At 61.8% G+C, this 22,410-nt stretch carries 17 protein-coding genes and 5 tRNA genes; 8 read left to right on the top strand and 14 right to left on the bottom strand.

Going from position 1 to position 22,410, the window contains the following annotated elements:
• Window positions 1–101: 101 nt before the first annotated feature.
• The 4 genes from HXS66_RS04105 to HXS66_RS04090 form a co-directional block, all read right to left on the bottom strand.
• Complete coding sequence (locus tag HXS66_RS04105; RefSeq protein WP_077378596.1) at window positions 102–1,451, bottom strand: TRAP transporter large permease subunit; 1,350 nt, start codon at window positions 1,449–1,451, stop codon at window positions 102–104.
• Window positions 1,441–2,187: a TRAP transporter small permease subunit gene (locus HXS66_RS04100; RefSeq protein WP_077378593.1), complete on the bottom strand. Its 747-nt coding sequence runs from the start codon at window positions 2,185–2,187 to the stop codon at window positions 1,441–1,443. Before HXS66_RS04100 ends, HXS66_RS04105 begins: the two co-directional genes overlap by 11 nt.
• Window positions 2,184–3,320 (bottom strand): TRAP transporter substrate-binding protein, encoded by a 1,137-nt coding sequence (locus HXS66_RS04095; protein ID WP_077378590.1) that lies wholly within the window; start codon window positions 3,318–3,320, stop codon window positions 2,184–2,186. Before HXS66_RS04095 ends, HXS66_RS04100 begins: the two co-directional genes overlap by 4 nt.
• A gap of 451 nt (window positions 3,321–3,771) precedes the next feature.
• The gene (locus HXS66_RS04090) at window positions 3,772–5,334 is read right to left on the bottom strand and encodes a sigma-54-dependent Fis family transcriptional regulator (RefSeq protein ID WP_255303090.1); all 1,563 of its coding nucleotides are present in this window, start codon (window positions 5,332–5,334) and stop codon (window positions 3,772–3,774) included.
• A gap of 361 nt (window positions 5,335–5,695) precedes the next feature.
• Here HXS66_RS04090 and HXS66_RS04085 point away from each other — a divergent pair, with 361 nt between their 5' ends.
• Window positions 5,696–6,568, top strand: coding sequence for a hypothetical protein (locus tag HXS66_RS04085; protein ID WP_176502930.1), 873 nt, complete (start codon window positions 5,696–5,698; stop codon window positions 6,566–6,568).
• 74 nt (window positions 6,569–6,642) lie between these two features.
• Here the strand turns inward: HXS66_RS04085 and polA are convergent, their stop codons facing one another.
• The gene (gene polA, locus HXS66_RS04080) at window positions 6,643–9,531 is read right to left on the bottom strand and encodes a DNA polymerase I (protein ID WP_176502929.1); all 2,889 of its coding nucleotides are present in this window, start codon (window positions 9,529–9,531) and stop codon (window positions 6,643–6,645) included.
• A gap of 343 nt (window positions 9,532–9,874) precedes the next feature.
• Here polA and HXS66_RS04075 point away from each other — a divergent pair, with 343 nt between their 5' ends.
• The 3 genes from HXS66_RS04075 to speA all read left to right on the top strand — a co-directional run bounded on the left by HXS66_RS04075 (window position 9,875) and on the right by speA (window position 13,434).
• Window positions 9,875–10,204 (top strand): DUF2782 domain-containing protein, encoded by a 330-nt coding sequence (locus HXS66_RS04075; RefSeq protein WP_084209457.1) that lies wholly within the window; start codon window positions 9,875–9,877, stop codon window positions 10,202–10,204.
• A gap of 205 nt (window positions 10,205–10,409) precedes the next feature.
• Window positions 10,410–11,372, top strand: a complete 963-nt coding sequence (locus HXS66_RS04070; RefSeq protein WP_084209458.1) for a homoserine kinase — start codon at window positions 10,410–10,412, stop codon at window positions 11,370–11,372.
• A 163-nt stretch (window positions 11,373–11,535) separates the two neighbouring features.
• Window positions 11,536–13,434, top strand: a complete 1,899-nt coding sequence (gene speA / locus HXS66_RS04065) for a biosynthetic arginine decarboxylase (protein WP_176502928.1) — start codon at window positions 11,536–11,538, stop codon at window positions 13,432–13,434.
• A 205-nt stretch (window positions 13,435–13,639) separates the two neighbouring features.
• Here the strand turns inward: speA and HXS66_RS04060 are convergent, their stop codons facing one another.
• Together HXS66_RS04060 and thpD are read right to left on the bottom strand one after the other, a co-directional pair.
• Entirely contained in the window at window positions 13,640–14,374 is a 735-nt protein-coding gene (locus HXS66_RS04060) for a fumarylacetoacetate hydrolase family protein (protein ID WP_176502927.1), read from the bottom strand.
• A 218-nt stretch (window positions 14,375–14,592) separates the two neighbouring features.
• On the bottom strand, window positions 14,593–15,699 hold the full coding sequence (thpD, locus tag HXS66_RS04055) for an ectoine hydroxylase (RefSeq protein WP_308477993.1): 1,107 nt from the start codon (window positions 15,697–15,699) through the stop codon (window positions 14,593–14,595).
• Between the two features lie 556 nt (window positions 15,700–16,255).
• Between thpD and HXS66_RS04050 the strand changes: the two genes are divergently transcribed.
• The 4 genes from HXS66_RS04050 to HXS66_RS04035 all read left to right on the top strand — a co-directional run bounded on the left by HXS66_RS04050 (window position 16,256) and on the right by HXS66_RS04035 (window position 20,028).
• On the top strand, window positions 16,256–17,209 hold the full coding sequence (locus HXS66_RS04050; RefSeq protein ID WP_176502926.1) for a CsgG/HfaB family protein: 954 nt from the start codon (window positions 16,256–16,258) through the stop codon (window positions 17,207–17,209).
• Window positions 17,210–17,228: 19 nt separating this feature from the next.
• A complete protein-coding gene (locus tag HXS66_RS04045; protein WP_176502925.1) occupies window positions 17,229–18,092 on the top strand; it encodes a hypothetical protein in 864 nt (287 codons plus the stop codon).
• 117 nt (window positions 18,093–18,209) lie between these two features.
• The gene (locus HXS66_RS04040) at window positions 18,210–18,596 is read left to right on the top strand and encodes a hypothetical protein (RefSeq protein ID WP_176502924.1); all 387 of its coding nucleotides are present in this window, start codon (window positions 18,210–18,212) and stop codon (window positions 18,594–18,596) included.
• A 343-nt stretch (window positions 18,597–18,939) separates the two neighbouring features.
• Window positions 18,940–20,028 carry a sigma-54-dependent Fis family transcriptional regulator gene (locus HXS66_RS04035; RefSeq protein ID WP_077378557.1) on the top strand — a complete coding sequence of 363 codons (1,089 nt, stop codon included), beginning with the start codon at window positions 18,940–18,942 and terminating at the stop codon, window positions 20,026–20,028.
• 111 nt (window positions 20,029–20,139) lie between these two features.
• Here HXS66_RS04035 and HXS66_RS04030 read toward each other — a convergent pair.
• From HXS66_RS04030 to mutY, 7 genes are all read right to left on the bottom strand, one after another.
• Window positions 20,140–20,214: transfer RNA gene (locus HXS66_RS04030), tRNA-Gln, on the bottom strand.
• Between the two features lie 3 nt (window positions 20,215–20,217).
• A tRNA-Phe gene (locus tag HXS66_RS04025) sits at window positions 20,218–20,293 on the bottom strand.
• Between the two features lie 77 nt (window positions 20,294–20,370).
• A tRNA-Thr gene (locus tag HXS66_RS04020) sits at window positions 20,371–20,446 on the bottom strand.
• A gap of 49 nt (window positions 20,447–20,495) precedes the next feature.
• Window positions 20,496–20,570, bottom strand: a tRNA-Gln gene (locus tag HXS66_RS04015).
• Between the two features lie 5 nt (window positions 20,571–20,575).
• A tRNA-Phe gene (locus tag HXS66_RS04010) sits at window positions 20,576–20,651 on the bottom strand.
• A 104-nt stretch (window positions 20,652–20,755) separates the two neighbouring features.
• Entirely contained in the window at window positions 20,756–21,067 is a 312-nt protein-coding gene (locus HXS66_RS04005; protein ID WP_077378554.1) for an oxidative damage protection protein, read from the bottom strand.
• 139 nt (window positions 21,068–21,206) lie between these two features.
• A complete protein-coding gene (gene mutY / locus HXS66_RS04000) occupies window positions 21,207–22,376 on the bottom strand; it encodes an A/G-specific adenine glycosylase (RefSeq protein WP_176502923.1) in 1,170 nt (389 codons plus the stop codon).
• Window positions 22,377–22,410 lie beyond the last annotated feature (34 nt).

Raw genomic sequence — 22,410 nt, 5'->3', positions numbered from 1 at the left:
ACCTCCCTGTGACGCCCCTCGCCCTGCTGACTACCTTCCACGGCGTGGCGGTGTCACGGCGCCGATGTCACGCCCGCACTCTGCCCGCACCCTGCCCGCACTCAGGGCATCAGCCCCGGCAACCACAGCACCAGCGCGGGGAACAGCATGCACAGGATCAACCCCGCCAGCTGCAGGCCGACGAAGGGCAGAATCGAGCGATAGATGGTGCCGATGGAGACCTGCCCGGCGGTGATGCCCTTGAGATAGAACAATGCGTAGCCGAAGGGGGGCGTCAGGAAACTCGTCTGCAGGTTGATGGCGACCAGAATCGCGAACCATACCAGCAGCCCCTGGCCGGAAAGTCCGAGCCCGAAGTCCAGCGCCTCGACCACCGGCGCCACCAGCGGCAGCACCACGAAGCTGATCTCGATCCACTCCAGGAAGAAGCCGAGCACGAAGATCAGTCCCATCAGCAGCAACAGCAGGCCGTAGGGACCCAGGCCGGTGCCGGTGATGACATCCTCGATCAGATAGTCGCCGCCCAGGCGCTTGAAGACCACCGAGAAGCAGGTCGCGCCGATGACGACGAACAGGATCATCGCGCTGGTCCGCGAGGTATCGCGCAGCGTGTTGCGCAGGGTGTCGAAGGACAGCCCGCCCATCACCAGCGCCAGCAGCAGACTGCCGCCCGCGCCGATGGCCGCAGCCTCGGTGGGCGTGGCGATACCGGTCATGATCGAGCCCAGTACCGCGACGATCAGCACCATCGGGCCGAGCAGATCCCGCAGCAGCGCAAGCGGCAGCGGTGTCTTGTCGGTGCCGAGCAGCGACTGGTCCGGCAGCGGTGCCCAGTCCGGGCGCAGCTTGGCGGTGATCAGCAGATAGGCCACGTAGAGCGCGCCGAGCATCAGCCCCGGAATCAGCGCCGCCTTGAACAGCGCCCCCACCGAGATCTGCAGGATGGAGCCCATCAGCACCAGCATGATCGAGGGCGGAATCAGGATGCCCAGGGTGCCGGAGGCCGCGATCACGCCACAGGCCATCTCGGCCTTGTAGCCCTGCCCCAGCATCACCGGCAGCGCCAGCAGCCCCAGCATGACCACCGAGGCACCGATGATGCCGGTACTGGCCGCCATCACCACGCCCAGCAGCGCCACCGAGACGGCCAGACCGCCATGCACGCGGCCGAACAGGCGCTGCAACGTCATCAGCAGATTGCGCGCCACCCCGGAGCTTTCCAGCATCAGTCCCATGAACACGAACAGCGGAATCGCGATCAGCAGCCAGTTCTCGATCACCCCGCCGAAGATGCGCGAGCCGACAGTGCCGAGAAACGGCAGCGGAATGTCACCGATGAAGGCGAACAGGATACCCAGCCCGCCGAGCAGGAAGGCTACCGGGTAGCCGGAGAAGATACCGATCAGAAGTGCCACCACCATGGTGATGGGCAAGGCGTATTCAGCGAGCATCGTCATGGCTCCCGTCTGCTTGATCCTTGGGTGCCGTCGTGCCGGCCGTCTCGTGTGCAGCGGTGTCCTGCGTCTTGCCTGCCTGAGGTGCAAGGCCGGCAAGACTGGCAATCTCGTGGTCCTTCAGGCGCTCAGGAGTGCGCGCCGGGTCGAACAGACAGGCCAGATTCTCGAAGATCTGCCCGAGTGCGCCGAGGGCGAGAAACACCAGCCCCGTCGGCAGCATCGCCTTGATCAGATACCGGTCCACCAGCCCGCCATAGTTGGACTTCTCGCCGGACATGTAGGACATGGTGACGAAGTGCTTGGACAGCCAGGCGATCAGCAGGCAGAAGGGAATCAGCATGATGAGGTGGCCGAGGATATCGACCACGGCGCGCCCACGCGGCGAGAGGCGCTGGTAGAACAGATCGACCCGCACATGCGTGTCGCTGTGCAAGGCATAGGTGCCACCGAACAGCGTCAGCAGGCCGAACAGATGCCATTGAAGCTCGGTGACGGAATTGATGGTGATCGCGGTGCCGAACAGCAGCACGTCAGGCGACCCCCAGTTGGCGATTTCATTGATGCCCAGGGCGTTGAGCGTGACGGTGGTGAGCACGGCCAGGATGATCGCCAGACCCAACCAGCTGGTCAGGCGACCCACCCATAGCCCCAGGCCGACCAGCGGTCGGCCCAGGGCGTCACACACCGCCCCGCCCTGTGCCCGCCAGGGCGCAAGGCGGGGGTCGGTCATTGGGCGCTACCCTCCTCAGCGTCACCGGCCTGCTTCATGGCCATCGGCTGCGGCATGGCCTGCAGCTCGTACCATTCGTCGATCAGTGCGGCATGCTTCATCAGCGAATCGTAGGCCTTGGCGAAGTCAGGATTGGTCTGCTTCTCTTCTTCCAGCACTTCCCCCCAGGCCTTCTGCAGCGCGGTCATCACCGGTTCCGGGAAGCGCTTGACCTCGACACCCTTGGCTTCGAGCTCATGGATCGCACGTACCTGAGCCGGCGGCGCTTCGGCCATCGCCCATTGCAGGGTCGCGCGGCAGGCGGTCTGGAACTGCGCCTTGCGCTGGTCACTGTAGCTGTCCCACACCTGCTGGTTGATCAACAGCGAGAACCAGCTGGCGCTCTGGTGCCAACCCGGGAAGTAGTAGTACTTGGCGACTTCATTGAAGCCCATCGCCTGATCGACCTGCGGCACCGAGAACTCGGTGGCATCGACACGGCCACGCTCCAGTGCAAGATAGATCTCGCTGCCCGGTACCAGCTGGGTGGAGGCGCCCAGCTTGTTGAGCACCTTGGCACCAAGGCCCGAGATGCGCATCGACAGGCCCTTGAAGTCATCCGGCGAGTTGATTTCCTTGTTGTACCAACCGCCCGTCTCCTGCGGGGAGATGAAGCACGGCAGCACCTTCACGCCGTAGGGGTCATAGGCGGCCTGGATCAGCTCGGTGCCCTCACCGGCCCACATCCATGACATGAAGGCTTCCGGGCTCGGGCCGAACGGCAGCGCACCATAGAGGTTGGTGATCGGCACCGTGCCGGCCCAATAGCCCATCCAGTCCCAACCGGCCTGGATCGCGCCGGAAGAGACGGAGTTGAAGACTTCGAAGGCCGGCACCAGATCGCCCGGCTCATGCACGCGCAGACCGACTTCACCGCCGGTGGCGCTCTTGAGTTCCTCGGACAGACGCACGGCCCCGGCGCCCAGGAAGTTCTTGGTCGAGAAGGTACTGGCGACGTCGAGCTGCTTCGGCCCTTCCGCCTGAGCAGGTGCGGCGGCCATCAAGGTGGTGGTGGCGACGGCCGCCGCGATGGCGGCTCCGAGGCGCAGGCGACGAGTCGGCGTCGTGTGACGCGGCGTGGCGTGATGCAACATGGCACGGCTCCCTGATTTGTTGTTGTACTGGCTGGTCGTACGGCTCGATGCTTTCTGGCGATAAGGCACGCAACAAGCTGACGCTTACGTCAACTTACCCATTGACAACGCAAGCGCCTGACCACGCCACAACAATTCCAATGATTTCAGAGAGCTACGAGAGCCAATCACGCACGAGTAGCCGCACGATGTCCTCGATGCCGCCATCCACGCTCGGCAGCGTCCGGAAAGTCGGACACGCGGGTCGCCAAGGCTGCGACCAAGGTCGCGCGCTGACAGGAATTCGGTCTACGACTCCAGTCGAATATGCCGATAGTGGAAGGCAGACCCCATGCGGGTAAGCACGGCGTGGGGTGGCGAGACACGCAAAGCGTCCGGAATTCCGGTCATTGACCGAGTTTCCGGACGCTTTGACCCCACGTCTGTGGCGGGAAGGTGAAACCACTCTCGATCAGGGCGTTTCGGCCAACAGGCCATGACGGTTGAGCTTCTCGTAGAGCGAGGACTTGGCGATGCCGAGCTGACGGGCGGCGCGGGTGCGATTGCCATTGGCGGCAGACAGGGCGGCCTCAATCAGGCGTCGCTCGGTCTGCGCCATCGCCTCCCGCAGCGAGCCGGTTGCCACTGGCGTGTTGGAATCAGCAAGCACGACTGAACCCGAGGGGGGTGTGGATAATTCAGTCCGGCGGGCATCTGCATGCCGCGCATCGCCATGCCGGGCACCGATGGCATCCGGCAGATCGGTCGGCTGGATATGGCTGCCCCCCAGATAGAAGGCGGCTTCGAGGACGTTTTCCAGCTCGCGCACGTTGCCGGGCCAGTGATGGGCACATAGGCGCTCCAACGCGGTCTCGGAGAGTATCGGCGGACGACGGCCACTACGACGCGCCAGACGTGACAGCAGATGCGTGGCCAGGGTCGGCAGGTCGTCACGGCGCTCGCGCAGCGGCGGCACCTGCAGTGGCACCACGTTGATGCGATAGAAGAGGTCTTCGCGGAATTCGCCGCTCTCGACCAGCGCTTCCAGCGGGCGATGCGTGGCGGCGATGACTCGCACATCGACACTGACCAACCGTGTCGCGCCAACCGCCTCGACCTCGCGGTCCTGCAGCACGCGCAACAGCTTGGCCTGCATCGCCAGCGGCATGTCACCAACCTCATCGAGAAACAGGGTGCCGCCATCCGCGAGCTGGAACTTGCCCGGCTTGCCGCCGCGCCTGGCGCCGGTGAAGGCGCCTTCCTCATAGCCGAACAGCTCCGCTTCCAGCAGCGCTTCGGGAATCGCCGCGCAGTTGAGCTTGATGAAAGGCCCCTTGGCGCGCGCCGAGCTGCGGTGCAACGCATGGGCATATAGCTCCTTGCCGGTGCCGGACTCGCCACGGATCAACACCGAGGCGCCGCCGGGGGCGATCTTGCGCACCTTGCAGGCCAGCTCGCGCATGGCGGGCGAATCCCCGATGATGTCACTCAGCTGCCAGCGGGCACCGTTGGGGGTTTCCAGCGCCTGACGGTAATAGTCCACCTCCGCTTCCAGCGCCTGGACCTGAGCATTCACCTGTCGCCATTCCCAGGTGTCGTGATAGAGCACCGAGCCGATGGCGCCGATCAGCTCGCCATCGCGGAAGATGGGGTAACGGTGGGCAATCATGTGGTGGCCACGAATCAACTGCAGCTGGGCCAGCTCTGCGCGTCCGCTTTCCAGCACCTCATGCATGCGGGTGTTCTCGATCACCTCGCTGACATCGCGCCCCAGCACCTCGCTGGCCTCCACCCCGAGAAACTCGGCATAGGGGGCGTTCAGAAACTGGATACCGCCCAGGGCATCCACCACCACCACCCACTCCTCCACCGCATCCATCGCGGCTCGCAGCAACTCGCGACGCGCCCACTCGACATGAATTGAGGTGGCAGGTGAATCGTTGCGCAGCGGGGCAGCCGCCTTCGCTCCACCCGCCGCGCCTGACACTGGCATCTGCTGAACCATCACCGACTCTCCCTTGGCGTGTCCGGTCATCGTGGGTAGCCATCATGCCGCCACCGACACCCGCCGGATCTGATTGTTATGGGCCGCGCCATTCCGCGGCCAGCGTCCGGAAAACCGGACACCACCCACAGCATCGGCCTACCACCGCCAAGGATCAACGTAGCCAGTGGTCGTAGAGCGTTATCAATACAGTCAAAATAATGGAGAACAACTCATTCACAAAAAGCACAAATCATAAATATTCGAAGTATGTTTTTTCAATAATCCCAATAGATACAACAAACCGTTGCAAATAAATCTTCTTCGTATAAATTGATATAAAATACCTAAAGATGCACAAGAAACCCATGAATCACACGGAACAAAAATAGCTCAGCGAGGAAGGAAGGTAATGCAAAATATTCGTATCAATCTTTACGATGACTGGATAAAGTTATTGCGTGGCGAGCTTAACAAATCCGGATATAAAGACAAGCCCTACGGGGATAAAGAAGTTAGCCAAATTTATCTTAATCGACAGAAAAGACTCATCTCCCAAAAGCCGAGAAAAATTCTAAAACCTCTAACATTTCAATGCCCAGACGAAGTCAAAGAAGGTCTAAGAATACTAGAAAACGCTATTTCCAAAGGGCAAGACTTGACTCCTCATTTGAGCGAAAAAATTAGATCACCTAAATACAACGACTACCTCCTTAACGACTGGGGAATTCATCACCTACATTTAGGGACGACAATTCGACCCAATGGCTTTATTGAACGTGAAGGGCCATTGTTGTTCTGTCGCTTTGACGAAAGCACTGCCTACTTAATAAGTATACAACCACATGGCTCTTGGGTAGAACAAGATATGATAAGAGTATTACATGAAAATTGGCCTGAAAGCATAGCTCAGTTTCGTGTAAATGGAATAGTCGGCCTGACTAAATCTATTTCTGACCAAGACGTTAAGACTCTCAGAGATAAAAACGCTAACACCTTAGTAGAAATTGAGGACGGTACAGTTTATGGCCCGATTGGAGGAGGTTATGCATCCTCAGGCATTAGTATTGAGGTGGTAATACAAGCAGATCAGTACGAGATTTGGCTAAACGAAACTCAGGAATATATAATTAATAACATCGACACTATCAAAAACGACATGAGAAGAAAAAGCATAAATCTGCCCTCCGGGCTAAGCTTTAGACTCAAAGTAGTAGACAATAAAATATACGCCGTAGAGGATACGACCTCACTCAGTATCGACCTAAGATTAGAACATTACTAATCTAACTCACTGCAACATCAAAAATAGACCCCGCTTTCGCGGGGTCTATTTAACTTAAAATAAAGACCGCAGCATCAATGCGCTTCTTCCCAGTTGTCGCCTTGCTCGACTTCGACGAGCAGCGGGACATCGAGAGAGGCGGCGTTCTGCATGCGCTGGGCGACGTCTTTCATGAAGTCTTCGACCTGCGCTTCAGCGACTTCGAAGACGAGTTCATCGTGTACCTGCATGACCATCATGGCGTCGTACGCCTTGTCACCGTCATTGCCCGCCAGCCAGGCGTCCACGTCGATCATGGCGCGCTTGATGATGTCGGCGGCGCTGCCTTGCATCGGGGCGTTGATGGCGGTGCGCTCGGCGGCGCTACGACGCGCGTGATTGCGCGAGCCGATTTCCGGCAGGTAGAGACGACGGCCGAAGATGGTCTCGACATAGCCCTGCTCGGCGGCGAGGTGGCGAGTGTCTTCCATGTAGGTGGCGACGCCCGGATAGCGCTCGAAGTAGCGCTCGATGTAGGTCTTGGCCTGGCCGGGGTCGATATCCAGCTGACGCGAGAGGCCCCAGGCGGACATGCCGTAGATCAGTCCGAAGTTGATGGCCTTGGCGCTGCGACGCTGGTCACTGCTGACACGTGATTCCTCGGTACCGAAGACTTCCGCGGCGGTGGCGGCGTGCACGTCACGGTTGTCGGCGAAGGCCGAGAGCAGCCCCTTGTCACCGGAGAGGTGCGCCATGATGCGCAGCTCGATCTGCGAGTAATCCGCCGCGACGATGCGATAGCCGGGGCGTGCGATGAAGGCCTGACGAATGCGACGGCCCTCCTCGCTGCGCACCGGGATGTTCTGCAGGTTCGGATCGGAAGACGACAGACGCCCGGTGGCGGTGACGGCCTGATGGTAGCTGGTGTGCAGGCGGCGCGTGGTCGGGTTGACCAGCTGCGGCAGCTTGTCGGTGTAGGTGCTCTTGAGCTTGGTCATGCCACGATGGCGCATGATCAGCTTGGGCAGCGGGTAGTCCAGCGCCAGCTCCTCAAGCACGGCTTCGGCGGTGGACGGCGCGCCCTTGGGGGTCTTCTTCTTGACCGGCAGCTTCTGCTCCTCGAAGAGGATCTCGCCCAGCTGCTTGGGGGAAGAGAGGTTGAACTCGCGGCCCGCCAGCTCGAAGGCCTGCTTCTCGATGTCGTGGATCTGCTCGGTCAGCTCACGGGTCTGGGCGTGAAGGCGCTCGGGGTCGATCGCGACGCCGTTGCGCTCGATGCGCGCCAGCACCGGAATCAGCGGGTATTCGTAATCACGCAGCACCTCGCCCAGACGCCCCAGCTTCTCGATGCGCGGCATCAGCAGCGCGGCGAGGCGCAGGGTGATGTCGACATCCTCACAGGCGTAGGGCATCGCCTCTTCCAGCGCGATCTGGTCAAACGTCAGCTGCTTGGCGCCCTTGCCGGCGATGTCGGTGAAGCTGATGGTGCTCTCGCCCAGGTACTTGAGCGCCAGCGAGTCCATGTCGTGACGGGTCGCGGTAGAGTTGAGCACATAGGACATCAGCATGGTGTCGGCCAGCGGACCGGCCACCGCGATGTCATAGCGCGCCAGCACCTCGATGTCGTACTTGAGGTTCTGGCCGATCTTGGTGATGGCGCCATCGGCGAGAATCGGCGTCAGCGCCTCCAGCACGGCCTTGCGGTCCAGCTGCGCGGGGGCATCCAGATAGCTGTGGGCGACGGGGATGTAGACGGCCTCGCCGACCTCCAGCGCCATGCCGATGCCGACGATCTCGGCTTCCATGTAGTTGAGGCTGGTGGTCTCGAGGTCGAAGCACAGCGAGGTGGCGTTGCGCACGCGCTCCAGCCACGCGTCCAGCTCGGCCTGCTCGGTGATGGCGCGGTAGTTGCGCTCCTCACGCGGCGGCAGCGCCTCGGGCATCTCGTCCTCGTCACCCGCCGCATCCAGCTCAGGCGTCGGTGCAGCGGCGGTCTTGCCCTTGCCGGAGGCCTTGTCCGCGACGGGCGCGATGCTGTCGCCGAACAGATCACCGCCGGCGACACCGCTGTCCTTCTCGTCGGCGTGCGGGGTGGCGGCCATGTCACCGCCTTCCAGCAGCTCCTTCAGCCAGGCGCGGAACTCCATCTCCTTGTAGAGCTCGACCAGCGCGGCGGTATCCGGCGCGGCGATCGCGAGGTCCTCCAGGCCATGCTCCAGCTCGCAGTCCAGCTTGATGGTGGCGAGACGATAGGAGAGATAGGCATCCTCGCGGTGCGCTTCCATCTTCTTGGCCAGCGTCTTGGCGCCGCGGAAGCTGAGCGTCTTGATGCGATCGAGGTCACCGTAGATGGTGTCGAGACCGCCGCCCATGCCCTGCAGCAGGCCCAGCGCGGTCTTCTCGCCCACACCCGGCACGCCGGGAATGTTGTCGACCTTGTCGCCCATCAGCGCGAGGAAGTCGATGATCAGATTGGGCGGAATGCCGAACTTCTCGGTGACGCCGTCCACGTCCAGCGTCTCGTTCTTCATGGTGTTGACCAGCGTGATGTGCTCGTTCACCAGCTGGGCCATGTCCTTGTCGCCGGTGGAGATGACGGCGTCACGCCCGGCCTCGGTGGCCAGTCGCGCAAGAGTCCCGATGACGTCATCGGCCTCGACACCTTCCACGCACAATAACGGCAGACCCAGCGCGCGCACGCAGGCATGCAGCGGCTCGACCTGCAGGCGCAGGTCATCGGGCATCGGCGGACGCTGGGCCTTGTACTCGGGGTACATGTCATCACGGAAGGTCTTGCCCTTGGCGTCGAACACCACCGCCATGGGGCTGTCCGGATACTGGCGGATCAGGCTCTTGAGCATGTTGATCACGCCCTTCACCGCGCCGGTGGGCAGGCCCTTGGAGGTGGTCAGCGGCGGCAGGGCATGAAAGGCACGATAGAGGTAGGAAGATCCATCGACGAGAACGATCGGCGTGGCGGCCATGAGCAGTCGCATCCGTAGGCTGAAGGGTGGGCTTGGGGCAAGCAGAGTCGGGGCCGAAACTCTCTCGGCATCAATGGCTGTCATGATACGCAAGGGCTGCGGCGAGGCACAGTCACGCCGTGGGCATGGACCGGCTTTCGGGCAGCTCCCGGGGGCAGTGAAATCGTGCACGCGGCTGACAAGAGTCGTAGACTGCGCCCATCAGGCAAGGTTTCTGGCCATCGCCGATTCGCTTGCCCTCCGCACGCTTGCGCACAGAATCTTTGCGCTCAGGACTTTTGTGTACGGGGCCTTGTCGCCAGTCTCCCTGCGATGAAGGCTCACGTGTTAAAGGAGGAATGCCATGCGCACGACTGCTTCGATTGCTCCGCACCCGACGCTGCGCCTGCCCACGCTGCTGGCGAGTGCTCTGCTGCTGGTCATCACCGCGCTGGGCGCCCCGCTGGCCGTGGCCGAGAGTGATGCCCCCAAGCCACAGGTCACCAGCCGTCAGCAGGATGACCGCCAGCTGCGCGAATACCGCGTCAATGGCCATCTGTACGCCATCGAGATCATCCCCAAGGGGGGCACGCCCTTCTTCCTGCTCGACAGTGATGGCAACGGCAACTTCACCCGTTCCAGCGTATCGCAGGCCAGTCAGCTCAAGGTGCCCGGCTGGGCGCGGAAAAAGTGATAAGCTCGGCATTGCGGGTCACGCGGCATCTGACCCGGCAGTGACGGGCATCATGCCCGGACCGGACGCATCCCTTGCGCTCGGCCCGGGCATGGAGGTCTCCCTCCTGCCTACCGACAACAACTCCTGTCAGCGCATTGCCGCCGCGTCGGTCCAGCGGCGCGCCACTGATGGGGCGGACACATTTCGGCGAGAAGAGTCACCCATGGCAGTCTTTACCCCCCTGAGCGAGGCTCAGGTCGCAGAATTTCTGGCAGAGTACGATGCAGGCACGCTGACATCGCTTGAAGATGTCGCCCACGGCACCGAGAACTCGACCTTCTTCGTCACCACCGACCGCCGCGAGATGGTGCTGACCCTGTTCGAGCAGGGCGAGCATGAGGAACTGCCCTTCTTCGTCGAGCTGCTCGACTTCCTCGCCGGCCACCAGCTGCCGGTGCCCGGCCCGCTGCATGACCGCGAAGGTCAGGCGCTCAAGACGCTGGCAGGCAAGCCGGCGTTGCTGTTTCCGCGCATGCCGGGCAAGTGGCCCGTCTCGCCCAATGTCGCCCAGTGCCGCGAGATCGGTGCGGCGCTGGGGCGCATGCACGCCGTCTCGCAGCACTTCACCGGCCAGCGCCCCAACACCCGTGACCTGCATTGGATCAAGCCGATGCACCACAAGGTGCTGGCCTATCTGAGCCCGGAAGACCAGGCGCTGATGGCCGACGAGATCGATGTCTGCGAAGACGTCTTCAGTGGCGTCGACCTGCCACAGGGCGCGCTGCACGGGGATCTGTTCCGCGACAACACGCTGTTTGACGGCGATCGCCTCGGCGGCATCATCGACTTCTACAATGGCTGCACCGGCGACCTGATCTTCGATCTGTCGATTCTGGTCAATGACTGGTGCTCCAATGACGATGGCCGACTGGATCAGGCGCGTTATGACGCCCTGCTCAGCGCCTATCTGGCCGAGCGCCCGATGAACGCTGACGAACGCCGCCTATGGCCGAGCATGCTGCGCATGACCGCGCTGCGCTACTGGCTGTCACGCCTGCTGGTGGTCTACGTGGACCCGCCCGCTCACAGCCTGACGCCGAAGGACCCGGCACAGTATCGCCAGCTGCTGGGCCGGCGCATCGAGGAAGGCGCCCTGCCGCTGCCCGACGCCACCCAGCCGGCCTGAATGCCCACGCAAGTGGCAAAGCGATTGCCTGCGCCTCCCCAGCAGGCATAATGCGCCCCCTGAGCGCCCGCATCCGTGCGGGCGCCATTGTCTTCTCCGACGCTGCCCACACCGCTGAGCACCGCCGGGCTTGCCTTCACGCCGTCCATCTCCGGAGACCGCGATGACCTCCTTTGCAGCCGAAGCACGCCGCACCTACAACATTGACCAGTGGGGCAGCGGCTATTTCGACGTGGGCCAGGATGGCCTGACGCTGGTGCGCCCCCATGGCGAACCGGGTACGCCTGCGCTGCCGCTGATCTCGCTGATCGACAAGGCCCGCGCCCAGGGCCTGCGACTGCCGCTGCTGATCCGCTTCGCCGATATCCTGCATGACCGTGTCGAGCAGCTGTGCGCCGCCTTCGATGCCGCCATCAGCTCACGCGGCTATGGTGCCAGCTACACCGCCGTCTATCCGATCAAGGTCAACCAGCAGCGTCGCGTGGTCGAGGAACTGCTGGCGACCAGCGAACGCTCGCGCGGGCGTGTCGGCCTGGAAGCCGGCAGCAAGCCGGAACTGCTCGCCGTGCTGGCGCTGTCGGACAATGGCCCGTCGGTCATCGTCTGCAACGGCTACAAGGACCGCGAGTACGTGCGTCTGGCGCTGATGGGCGAGAAGCTCGGCCACCGCGTGCACCTGGTGGTCGAGAAGGCCAGCGAGCTGGAACTGGTGCTGGAAGAGGCTGAACGTCTCGGCGTGCGGCCGCGCATCGGCCTGCGCGCGCGCCTGGCCACCATCGGCAAGGGCAACTGGCAGAACACCGGCGGCGAAAAGTCGAAATTCGGCCTGACGGCGAGCCAGATCGTCGCGCTGGTCGAGCGCCTGCGCGAAGTGGATGCGTTGGACTGCCTCAAGCTGGTCCACTTCCACCTCGGCTCGCAGATCGCGGACATCAGCGACATCCAGCGCGGCCTGGCCGAGTGCGCGCGCTTCTATCAGGGGCTGCATGAAGCCGGTGCCGGCGTGGAAATCGTCGATGTCGGCGGTGGCCTGGGCGTGGACTACGAAGGCACGCGCTCGGAAAGCGCCTGCTCGCTCAACTACTCGATGCGCGAATACGCCGACTATGTGGTCGGGGCGTTCCACGCGGTGTGCGAGGCGCATGATCTGCCGCATCCGCACATCATCTCCGAATCCGGTCGTGCTCTGACCGCTCACCACGCCGTGCTGGTGACGGACGTGATCGGCGAGGAGCGTGTCGACCTGCCGCTGCCCATGCCGCGTGAGGATGATCTGCAGATCGCCGCGCTGTGGACACAGGCCGCGCGTCTGGAGGGTGCGCTCGAGCCACGTGAGCTGGTGGAGATCTACCACGCCGTGGTGCATGCGCAGCATCAGGTGCAGGAGCGCTTCGTGATGGGGCTGGCGAGCATCGCCATCCGTGCCGAGGCCGAGGCCATCTACACCAACGTGTGCCGCAGTCTCGCCGGGCGCCTCGATGCGCGCCAGCGTTCGCACCGCGCGGTGCTCGATGAGCTCAACGAGAAGCTGGCCGACAAGCTGTTCGTCAACTTCTCGCTGTTCCAGTCACTGCCGGACATCTGGGGCATCGAGCAGATCTTCCCGATCCTGCCGCTGACCGGTCTCGACCGCGCGCCGACCCGGCGTGGCGTGATCCAGGACATCACCTGCGACAGTGATGGCCGCATCGACACCTATGTGGATGACCAGGGCCTGGATGCCACCCTGCCGCTGCCGGAATGGCATGCCGAGGAAGAGAAGCTGCTCGGCTTCTTCATGGTCGGCGCCTATCAGGAGATCCTCGGCGACCTGCACAATCTGTTCGGCGATACCGATTCCGTGGACGCCAGCCTCGACGACGAGGGCCAATGGCAGCTTTCCCATGCCATCCAGGGCGATAGCGTGGCGCAGGTGCTGCGTTACGTGAACTTCGACCCGGATCAGCTGGCGGCCCGCCTCGCGCGTCAGCTCAAGTCATCCAATCTGAACGCGCTGGAACAGGCAGACCTGCTCGAGGACCTGAAGGCAGGTCTGGAAGGATATACCTACCTGGAGAGCTGAGCCCTTCCGTCATTGAGCCGATCTCTGCTTCAGAGATTCGAGCCTTGAGCGCAAAAGACCAGAAAGCAGCAGCCCAGACAGAAAAGCCCCTGCCGGAATCCCGGCAGGGGCTTTTCTGTCTCAACACGCTCAGGGCTGCTGCCAACACGCTCAGGGCTGCTGGCTACTCGCTCAGGGCTGTCTCAGCCCCAGTCAGCCCCAGTCGTCATGCCACGCCGCGCGTGCGTGTCTCGACACGCAACAGCTCGCCGCTGCCATCCGGGGCATCCAGCGTCAGTGCCAGCGCCTGATCCGGATTCAGCTCGCCAACCCCTTCCGGCGTGCCGGTCAGTACCACGTCGCCGGGCAGCAGCGTGAAGCTGTGGCTGATCTCGCTGAGCAGCCGCGCGACAGGGAACAGCATCAGACGGGTATCCGCCTGCTGACGCTGCTCGCCGTCGATGGCGAAACGATACTGCAGTGCCTGGAAATCGACATCATGCAGTGCGCCTTCGCCATCACGCCAGCGCGGGCCTTCCAGCGCGACGAAGGAGGACAGCGGACAGCTGCCGTCAAAGGCCTTGGCCAGTTCCCACGGCTGGCCCTTGGCCTTGAGCTTGCTCTGACGCTCACGCAGGGTGAGATCCAGCGCCAGCCCCATGCCGGCCAATGCCTCCAGCGCCTCGTCTTCACTCGCCTCGCACAGTGGCTTGCCGACCAGCAGCGCAAGCTCGGCCTCGTAATGGTACTGGCCACGACGCTTCGAGAGCGGCAGCGGCTTGTCCATGGGCACCACGCTGGTGGCGGGCTTGATGAACAGCAACGGCTCGCTGGGCACTTCATTGCCGAGCTCCGCGGCGTGGGCAGCATAATTGCGCCCCACGCACACCACCTTGCCGAGATCATGGGCAAAGACACGACCATCGCTGAAACGTGGGGTAAAACGCTGAGCAAGCGGCATGCAGAACTCCTGTCGGGGCGTGATGGATGATCAATGAGAGATGATCAATGAGAGATGTCTCAATCTTACGCCGCCCCGCCGGTTTGCCACTACCACACCAACGTCCGAGATTTCGCCGCCTGAACGCAACCCCGGGTTGTGCAGTTCAGTCCACTGGCCTGCTCAGCCTTTCGGTCTTTCCTTTCGCTTGCTCACGCTGGCGGTCTGTCACGCGCGGCTCATTTTTCCAGTTCATCCCAGCCACCATCGGCACGGTGGGCCAGAAATTCAGGGCGCGGACGAGAGGCCGCGAACGGCGCCTGCATGGCATTGTCGACACGGTTGTAGACGAAGAAGGCGTTGCTGCGCGGGTCCGGCGACATGTTGGCGTTGGAGCCATGCAAGGTGTTGCAGTCAAACATCAGCAGACCACCCGCGGCACCGGTGGGCGCCTCGATGCCACGCTGGGCGACCAGCTCTCGCAGCGCTTCGCGCGAGGGCACACCGACTTCCTGTGCCTGCAGCGAAGACTTGTGATTGTCTTCCGGCGTCTCACCCAGGCAGTGCACGAAGACTTCGTGCGAGCCGGGGATCAGCATCAGCGGGCCATTGAAGTGGTGATTGTCATTCAGGATGATCGAGGCGCTGACCGCACGCATTTCCGGCATGCCATCCTCGGCGTGCCAGGTCTCGAAGTCCGAGTGCCAGTTGAAGCCCTTGCCCTCGAAGCCCGGCTTGTAGTTGATGCGCGACTGGTGGACATAGACATCGCCACCCAGAATCTGGCGCGCGCGATCCATCAGGCGCGGGTCTTCGGCAAGCTGGCGGAAGCGCTCCGACAGGAAGTGCACGGCGAAGATGGAGCGGATCTCGCGGCTCTTGGGCTCGGTGATGGTGAAATCACGGCCCTGAAGATCTTCCTGCTCCAGTAGCGCAGCCAGTTCGGCCTTCAGCGTCTCGACTTCTTCCGGGGCCAGGAATTCCGGCTCGAACAGGAAGCCATCGCGCTCGAACCGCTTGAGTTGCTCAGCCCCCAGCGGCCCCTCATCGGCGCGCGAGTGCACGACGGGCTCGCGGCGCTTCTGCCACAGGTGCTGCGGTGGCTGGCTCAGACGCGTCGGGTAGGCGTCGCGCGAGTGAGAGGAGCCTCGGTCGCTGCCTGACTTGTCCAGATAGGCTTCCGGCGCCTGATCGCGATCGGCATCGACCTGACGGACACCCAGACGCTGATTGGAGGACTCTGCGCCATCGCTGGCGTTGCTGCCGTCCATCTCGTGGTGGTGGCGCTGCTTGGACGAAAGCGCAGCGGTGGCGTTGTACGAGGTCATGTGGCGTGAAGCTGTCATCTTGCTCTCCTTAAGGCATCAATGGCTTGCATTGAGGAAAGAGGAATCCGGCGTTCTATTCCTGCGGCTTGGCCGCACTGTCCCACCTATGGGCCATGACACAGACTTCAACCCCATGAATCATGAATTAATCACAGACGCCTGATCCCCGAGTTCGTTAAAAGACCATTCAATCGCGCACTACCCCCGCCATCACCGTTCTCGCGAAAACATGAGACCTCCTGTGTCTCACGGATGACAAGATTCCTCAGTCACCCCGATAGATCATTTCATCATTCACACGGTGGCCACGCGCCTCATGCATGAAAGACATCATGTCTCATATATCGCCTCATTCCTTGTCATGGCCTCCTGACAATTCACCCCAATACGCTTCGCCTTTTGCAAATCGCATCGCGAATGATCACCAGACAATAAGCGTAAGTTGTTGTGAACTATTGTGAATTTAGTTGGCACACTTAATGCCCCTGTAAAGTCACGGCATCACAACTGATAGACACATATCAGAGTACAAGAACGGCGCAGGACAATGCGTCACACCAGGGGAACTTCCAGCATGTTCAAGCCACGGATTTGTCTGGCCGCTTGCATGGCCACAGTGCTGGGGGGCTGCGCCGCAGTCGAGCCGAAATTCGATAATGTCGAGCCAGTCGTCGGGCCGCCAGTCACCTCAAACAATACGCCTTACAGTGAATGTCTTGCCTCATTGAGCCGTATTTCAGGCGCGACAAACCTGCCAGTCATCGCCGTCGGGCAGATTACTGACAAGACGGGGCAACGCAGCTATTCGACAGTAACCGAAAGCGCCGCCGTCACTCAGGGTGTCTCGGAAATGTTGATCAGCGCGCTCTACAAGACTCGCAAGGTTCACCTGACAGAGCGTCTTGATGTTCGCGTCCCGCTGGCCGAGCAGCAGCTTTACGAGAACAAGGCCATGGCCTACGCACCACGCAAGCTGGCCGTCCTCCCCTCGCACTTCGTGGTACTCGGTGCCCTCACTGAGCTCAATTACAACATTTCCAGTGGTGGCACTCGCCTGTTCGTCAGCGGAATCGGGGCCGGATTGCGGACCGCCGTGATCAATGTGGGCCTGGACCTGCGCATGGTCGACATCCGCACCTTCCGCACCGTCTATGTCACCAGCCTGCAGAAGCAGGTGGTGGGTTACGAAGTCGAAGCCGGCATCTATCGCTTCTTCGGCAATCAGCTGGTCGAGTTTGATTCCGGCGCAGTGCGCAATGAACCACTGCAGCTGGGCGTGAGATCAGTCGTGGAGATGGGCGCCTACCAACTCCTGACTGAAGGCCTGGGACTTCCTGTACCTGCGGGGCAGGAATGTGAACTTCACCCAGGGCAGCATGTAGCAGCGAAAGACGGCAACACGCAGCAAGTGGCCGCAGCCAATACGGCATCAGGCAGTACCGCAGCAGTCGCAACACCGTTGAGAGAAACACCCGCAACAGAGGCACCTGCAACAGAAACATCGGCAGCATCCAGCGCAGCACAATAAGTCAACATTCATGAGGAACATGACAATGACTACCTATAATAAGCTCGCAATCGCTATCGGTCTCGCCAGTGGCATCATGGTGGCAAGCCAGGCCCAGGCCTTCGACAATGTCCATTGGAAATGGCATGGCCACGTCGATACTCACATCAAGGTAAAAGCCAAGATCGATCCGAAGATCAAAGACCCGGGTGGCCTGGTGATGGTCGAGAACTTCCAGAAGCAGATCGGTGACGTCAGCTCGGAAGCCGTCGTCAGTGACATCAGTTACGGCTCTGGCCCCGGTGAAACCACCACCGAAGTCGGGATTGGCGTGGGCGCAGCTGCAGGAGCAGCCGCAGGTGCAGGGGCCAGCTCCTATGGCGGCTGGTTTGGCTCTAGTGCAAATGCCGGTGCCGGTGCCATCGCAGGCGCAGGCGCAGGGGCCATTGGCTATATCACTACCACCACCACCGACCCCGTCGTGAATGCTGATATCACACGTCTGGAAAGCCTGGAAAATGCGGCGACCTCAGTCGGCAACAATGCCTCCATCGAGAGCGATGCCATGGTCAATCTGCATAACGAGCAATTCCTGGCAGGGGGCTATTTCCAGAAAGCGAACATCGACTCAGTGGCCACTGTGGACAACATCCTCAACCTGAGTGTGGATAATGCCGCGACCTCGGTAGGCAACAACCTGTCGGTCACCCAGGACACAACTGGTCTTGATACCGCGCTGATTGCCGACAACACCCAGTTCAGCCTTGCCGATGTGACCTCCACGGCTTCAGTGACCAATGTCATGCTCGGCTTGCCTCCAGTGGGCAGCTTCGAGGGCCCGGTCATCAACAATGCTGCGACCTCAGTGGGCAACAACGTCTCCATCAATGTCGGCCCGCAATAATCCAGCGACAGCCTGATCAACACACGCGGGGCAACCCGCGTGTGTTTCAGCATCTGCTGACATCAGACGTCTCACGCATCAGACACTGCATCTTTCACAGATCGAAAGGAGCAAGACATGAATGCTTTCACACGTATCAGCCTGGGAGTCGTGGGCACGGGGTTCCTGCTGGCCGGTACCGCCAGTGCCAACTCGTTGATGGGCCCCTTCCCCTACGACTTCCCGGCGCGCAGTGCAGAAACCGCGCTGATCCTCTACGAGAGCAAGAAGGCCGGCAGCCTGGGGGAAGGGTCCGAGACCAATATCGGCGCATACACGCTCAATACCGGCAGCAGTACCTCGATCGGCAACTGGCAGCAGATTGAACAGACCCTGAGTGACGGCTCTACCGGCACCATCGACAGCACGGCGGACCAGTCCGCCGATGGCAGTTCGCAGACGTCGTCAACGGATTTCACCATCACCCACAACAATGCGGATGATGAACAGGAAGAAGCCCCATGATGCCCCGCCCGGGCAAGGGCGTGACGGCCCAGGCAGGGCACTTGAGAACATCAGACTCACGTGTCAAACGTGAGGAGAGAGTTGGTCATCATGCCAACGGGTGGGATGAGATATCTGACCCTCGCGCGCAGCGGAAAAAACCCACTAAAAGCCGCCATGATCATCTCTCACGTTTGAGTAAGCTTGGAAAAGGACGCGCAACAACCCGCATGACGAAGACTCAACGCTTGGGGAGCGTGTGTCCTTCCGAGAGGCTGTCACCAGAAGCAGCCCGACAATTATGCTCCTGCAGCGATGCTCTACGAGCTGCTGACAGGGGTCCAGCAGCAAGGGAACATCACTCATGACCGCACTGAAGGCTCACCATCAGGCTACGCCGATCACCACTGCGTTGAATCTGACTGTCGACTCCCCCGCACGGGTGAAGTCTCTACCGACAGGCCGGCCTAACGGTTTTGAGGGGTTCATCGGAGGCTCATCGTCCATGCAGACCCTCTATCGCACCCTCATACAGGTCGCCCATTCGGACGCCCCCATCTTCATCACCGGCGAAAGCGGCAGCGGCAAGGAGCTATGCGCCACTGCCATCCACCGCCACAGCCCGGTACGCGAAGGCCCATTCATCGCCGTCAACTGTGCTGCCATCCCGGCGGAGCTATTGGAATCACAGCTGTTCGGGCATGTGCGTGGCGCCTTTACCGGTGCCGTCAGTGCCCAGCAGGGCCTGGCCGTGGCAGCGGATGGCGGGACGCTGTTCCTGGATGAGATCGCCGAACTGCCCTTGCCACTGCAGAGCAAGCTGTTGCGCTTTCTGCAGACCGGCCAGGTGATGCCCGTGGGCGCGACACGCACGGTCGAGGTCAACTGCCGTATCGTCTGCGCCACGCATCAGGACCCGCGTCAGCTGGTGGAGACCCATCGCTTCCGCGAAGACCTCTTCTACCGCCTGCACGTCATCCCGCTCAAGGTGCCGCCCCTGCGCGAGCGCGGAAGTGACATTCTCGAGATCGCCAACGGCTTGCTGAGTCGCATGGCCAGCCACGAAGGCAAGCATTTCACCAGCCTGAGCGCCTGCGCGGAGCAGGCGCTGCTGGCCCACGATTGGCCGGGCAACGTGCGCGAGCTGGAAAACACCCTGCGCCGCGCCATCATCCTCCACGAGGGCGAGAGTCTCACGGCCGCCATGCTGGACCTGCCAGCACACGGCGGCTCACACGAGAGACTCGAGCACGCACCACCCGGCGCCGAGAACCAGGGCCTCTGGCAGCGCCCGCTGTGGATGGTGGAGCGGGATGCCATCGAGACGGTGATAGCGGCATGCGATGGAAGCATTCCGCGTGCCGCTGCCATTCTGGAAATCGCCCCATCGACCATCTATCGCAAACGCCTCAGCTGGCAGGCCCATCACCCCGGTTCATCCGCCGCGCATTGAGCGCCGAAAGACGCAAGGCGAGCAGACGCCAGACGCAAAAAAGCCACCCCGGAGGGTGGCTTTTCTGTTGGCTGCCGAATTCATCCTGCGACTTCATCCGCTAGCCAGAATTGGCTGGGGTACCAGGACTCGAACCTGGGAATGCCGATACCAAAAACCGGTGCCTTACCACTTGGCTATACCCCAATTTGGTGGCCAGAGACGGAATCGAACCGCCGACACGGGGATTTTCAATCCCCTGCTCTACCAACTGAGCTATCTGGCCGACCGGAAGACACAAAAAAAGCCGCCTGGGCGACTTCGATATCCTGCGTTCTTCGTTCATCTACAGAAGCCTGAAGATGGTGCCGGCTAAAGGAGTCGAACCCTCGACCTACTGATTACAAGTCAGTTGCTCTACCAACTGAGCTAAGCCGGCACAAAGAACTCATGATATGAGTCTTCTTACTACGTTACTGCATGTCAGCTGGCTGGGGTACCAGGACTCGAACCTGGGAATGCCGATACCAAAAACCGGTGCCTTACCACTTGGCTATACCCCAACACTTGGTGGCCAGAGACGGAATCGAACCGCCGACACGGGGATTTTCAATCCCCTGCTCTACCAACTGAGCTATCTGGCCCTTGCCAACGAGGACGTATTAAATAGAAAACCTTTCCCGACGTCAACCCTTGCTTATCAAGAATTTGGCGTCGTTATTCGTCTTCCATCGCCCTCGCCGTCTCGTCAGACTTCGTAGCCCTGTCCGCCCTGCGCTTCGCCCTTGGCGGCGGCGTCAGTCGGGACGAAACCTTCGGCCTGATCGGTCTCTTCGTTGCGGAAGAAACGCTCCATCTGCTCCATCAGATAGCGACGGCTGTCGGCATCCATCATGTTGAGGTGCTTCTCGTTGATCAGGCGTGTCTGCAGCGCCTGCCATTCTTCCCATGCCTGCTTCGAGACGTTGGCCCAGATATCCTGGCCCTTCTCGCCCGGCAGCGGCGGAAAGTCGAGACCCGGCAGGTCCTGGTCATACTTGCGGCAATGTACGGTGCGCATGGGTAACTCCGTAAGAGAACTGGATGTCAGTGCGGTTGAGCGCCGAGCCTTCGCCAGACGCTCAATCGATTGCCTCATTCTCGCACGCTTGAGCGGGTTTCCCCCAGGCGTCCGAGGCCTGTCGATGAGAGGGACTCGCTCACAGCCCGAACAGATCATCCGTGCAGCGTGCCAGCAGCGCCTTGACCGGTGCCGGCAGGCCCACGGCATCCGGCGCGGCGGGGTCGACGAAACGACGGTCTGCTCCGTGTTCGTTGACGCCATCCTCCGCCGACGGCGTCAGTTCCGCCGCTCCCAGCTGGACCGGCTGCGGCGTGATGGTCAGCCGGAAGTGGCTGAAGACATGCTCGAAACTGTCCAGCGGCGCCTCCAGATGCGCGCCTCGCGCTTCACGGGCGACCCACTCCCGCGCGGCCTCGCGGTCCTCGACCAGCGGCGGCGCCCACAGGCCGCCCCAGATGCCCGTCGGTGGGCGTCGTTCGAGCAGAATCCGGCCCGTCTCGTCACTGACCAGCAGCATCAGCGTCTGACGTGTCGGAATAGCCTTCTTGGGCTTGCTCTCGGGGAAGCGCTTTTCCTCGCCGCGTGCATGCGCCACACAGACTTCCTCGAAGGGACAGCGCGTACAATCCGGCTTGCTGCCGCGCGTGCACAGGGTGGCCCCGAGATCCATCATCGCCTGGGTCCAGTCCGCCAGCCGCATCTGCGGGGTATAGCGCTCCGCCAATGCCCACAGCTTGCGCTCCACCGCCGGACGTCCCGGCCAGCCTTCCACGGCATGCAGGCGAGCCAGCACGCGCTTGACGTTGCCATCGAGAATCGGCGCCCGTTGTCCGGTGCTGATGCTGATGATCGCCCCGGCGGTCGAGCGCCCGATACCTGGCAAGGCCGACAGTGCCTCGACACTCTCGACCGGGAAGGTGCCGCCATACTCAGCGACCACCTGTTGAGCGGCCTTGTGCAGATTGCGCGCCCGGGCGTAGTAGCCAAGCCCCGTCCACAGGTGCAGCACCTCATCGATCTCCGCCGCCGCCAGCGCGGCGACATCCGGGAAGCATTCCATGAAGCGCGCGTAATAGGGCAGCACCGTCGTGACCTGGGTCTGCTGGAGCATGATCTCCGAGACCCATACACGATACGGGGTGGTGTTCTCCTGCCAGGGCAGGTGCTTGCGGCCATGCTCATCGAACCATGCGAACACGCGGGCCTGGAATTCCTCCGGGCTCAGCGCAATGCTTGCCACGCCTGGCGGGGCGTGGGTATCAGACGCCGCCACGTCAGGCGTGGCCGCAGTGTCAGGTACCGCCATCAAGACTTCCTCTACTCGTGACTCGTACCATGGC

The organism is Cobetia sp. 5-11-6-3 (genome assembly GCF_013374055.1).
GTDB classification, from domain to species: Bacteria; Pseudomonadota; Gammaproteobacteria; order Pseudomonadales; family Halomonadaceae; genus Cobetia; species Cobetia marina.
Note: the sequence above shows the minus strand (reverse complement) of the source record. Positions and strands in the feature narration are given on the sequence as shown.

Excerpts from the sequence above, each read along its gene's own strand:
- HXS66_RS04095 (WP_077378590.1), bottom strand. The coding sequence starts at position 3,320 with ATGTTGCATCACGCCACGCCGCGTCACACGACGCCGACTCGTCGCCTG.
- HXS66_RS04040 (WP_176502924.1), top strand. The coding sequence starts at position 18,210 with ATGAATGCTTTCACACGTATCAGCCTGGGAGTCGTGGGCACGGGGTTC.
- HXS66_RS04035 (WP_077378557.1), top strand. The coding sequence starts at position 18,940 with ATGACCGCACTGAAGGCTCACCATCAGGCTACGCCGATCACCACTGCG.
- HXS66_RS04105 (WP_077378596.1), bottom strand. The coding sequence starts at position 1,451 with ATGCTCGCTGAATACGCCTTGCCCATCACCATGGTGGTGGCACTTCTG.
- thpD (WP_308477993.1), bottom strand. The coding sequence starts at position 15,699 with ATGACAGCTTCACGCCACATGACCTCGTACAACGCCACCGCTGCGCTT.
- HXS66_RS04070 (WP_084209458.1), top strand. The coding sequence starts at position 10,410 with ATGGCAGTCTTTACCCCCCTGAGCGAGGCTCAGGTCGCAGAATTTCTG.
- mutY (WP_176502923.1), bottom strand. The coding sequence starts at position 22,376 with ATGGCGGTACCTGACACTGCGGCCACGCCTGACGTGGCGGCGTCTGAT.
- HXS66_RS04085 (WP_176502930.1), top strand. The coding sequence starts at position 5,696 with ATGCAAAATATTCGTATCAATCTTTACGATGACTGGATAAAGTTATTG.
- HXS66_RS04075 (WP_084209457.1), top strand. The coding sequence starts at position 9,875 with ATGCGCACGACTGCTTCGATTGCTCCGCACCCGACGCTGCGCCTGCCC.
- HXS66_RS04005 (WP_077378554.1), bottom strand. The coding sequence starts at position 21,067 with ATGCGCACCGTACATTGCCGCAAGTATGACCAGGACCTGCCGGGTCTC.
- HXS66_RS04045 (WP_176502925.1), top strand. The coding sequence starts at position 17,229 with ATGACAATGACTACCTATAATAAGCTCGCAATCGCTATCGGTCTCGCC.
- HXS66_RS04050 (WP_176502926.1), top strand. The coding sequence starts at position 16,256 with ATGTTCAAGCCACGGATTTGTCTGGCCGCTTGCATGGCCACAGTGCTG.
- polA (WP_176502929.1), bottom strand. The coding sequence starts at position 9,531 with ATGGCCGCCACGCCGATCGTTCTCGTCGATGGATCTTCCTACCTCTAT.
- speA (WP_176502928.1), top strand. The coding sequence starts at position 11,536 with ATGACCTCCTTTGCAGCCGAAGCACGCCGCACCTACAACATTGACCAG.
- HXS66_RS04100 (WP_077378593.1), bottom strand. The coding sequence starts at position 2,187 with ATGACCGACCCCCGCCTTGCGCCCTGGCGGGCACAGGGCGGGGCGGTG.
- HXS66_RS04090 (WP_255303090.1), bottom strand. The coding sequence starts at position 5,334 with ATGACCGGACACGCCAAGGGAGAGTCGGTGATGGTTCAGCAGATGCCA.
- HXS66_RS04060 (WP_176502927.1), bottom strand. The coding sequence starts at position 14,374 with ATGCCGCTTGCTCAGCGTTTTACCCCACGTTTCAGCGATGGTCGTGTC.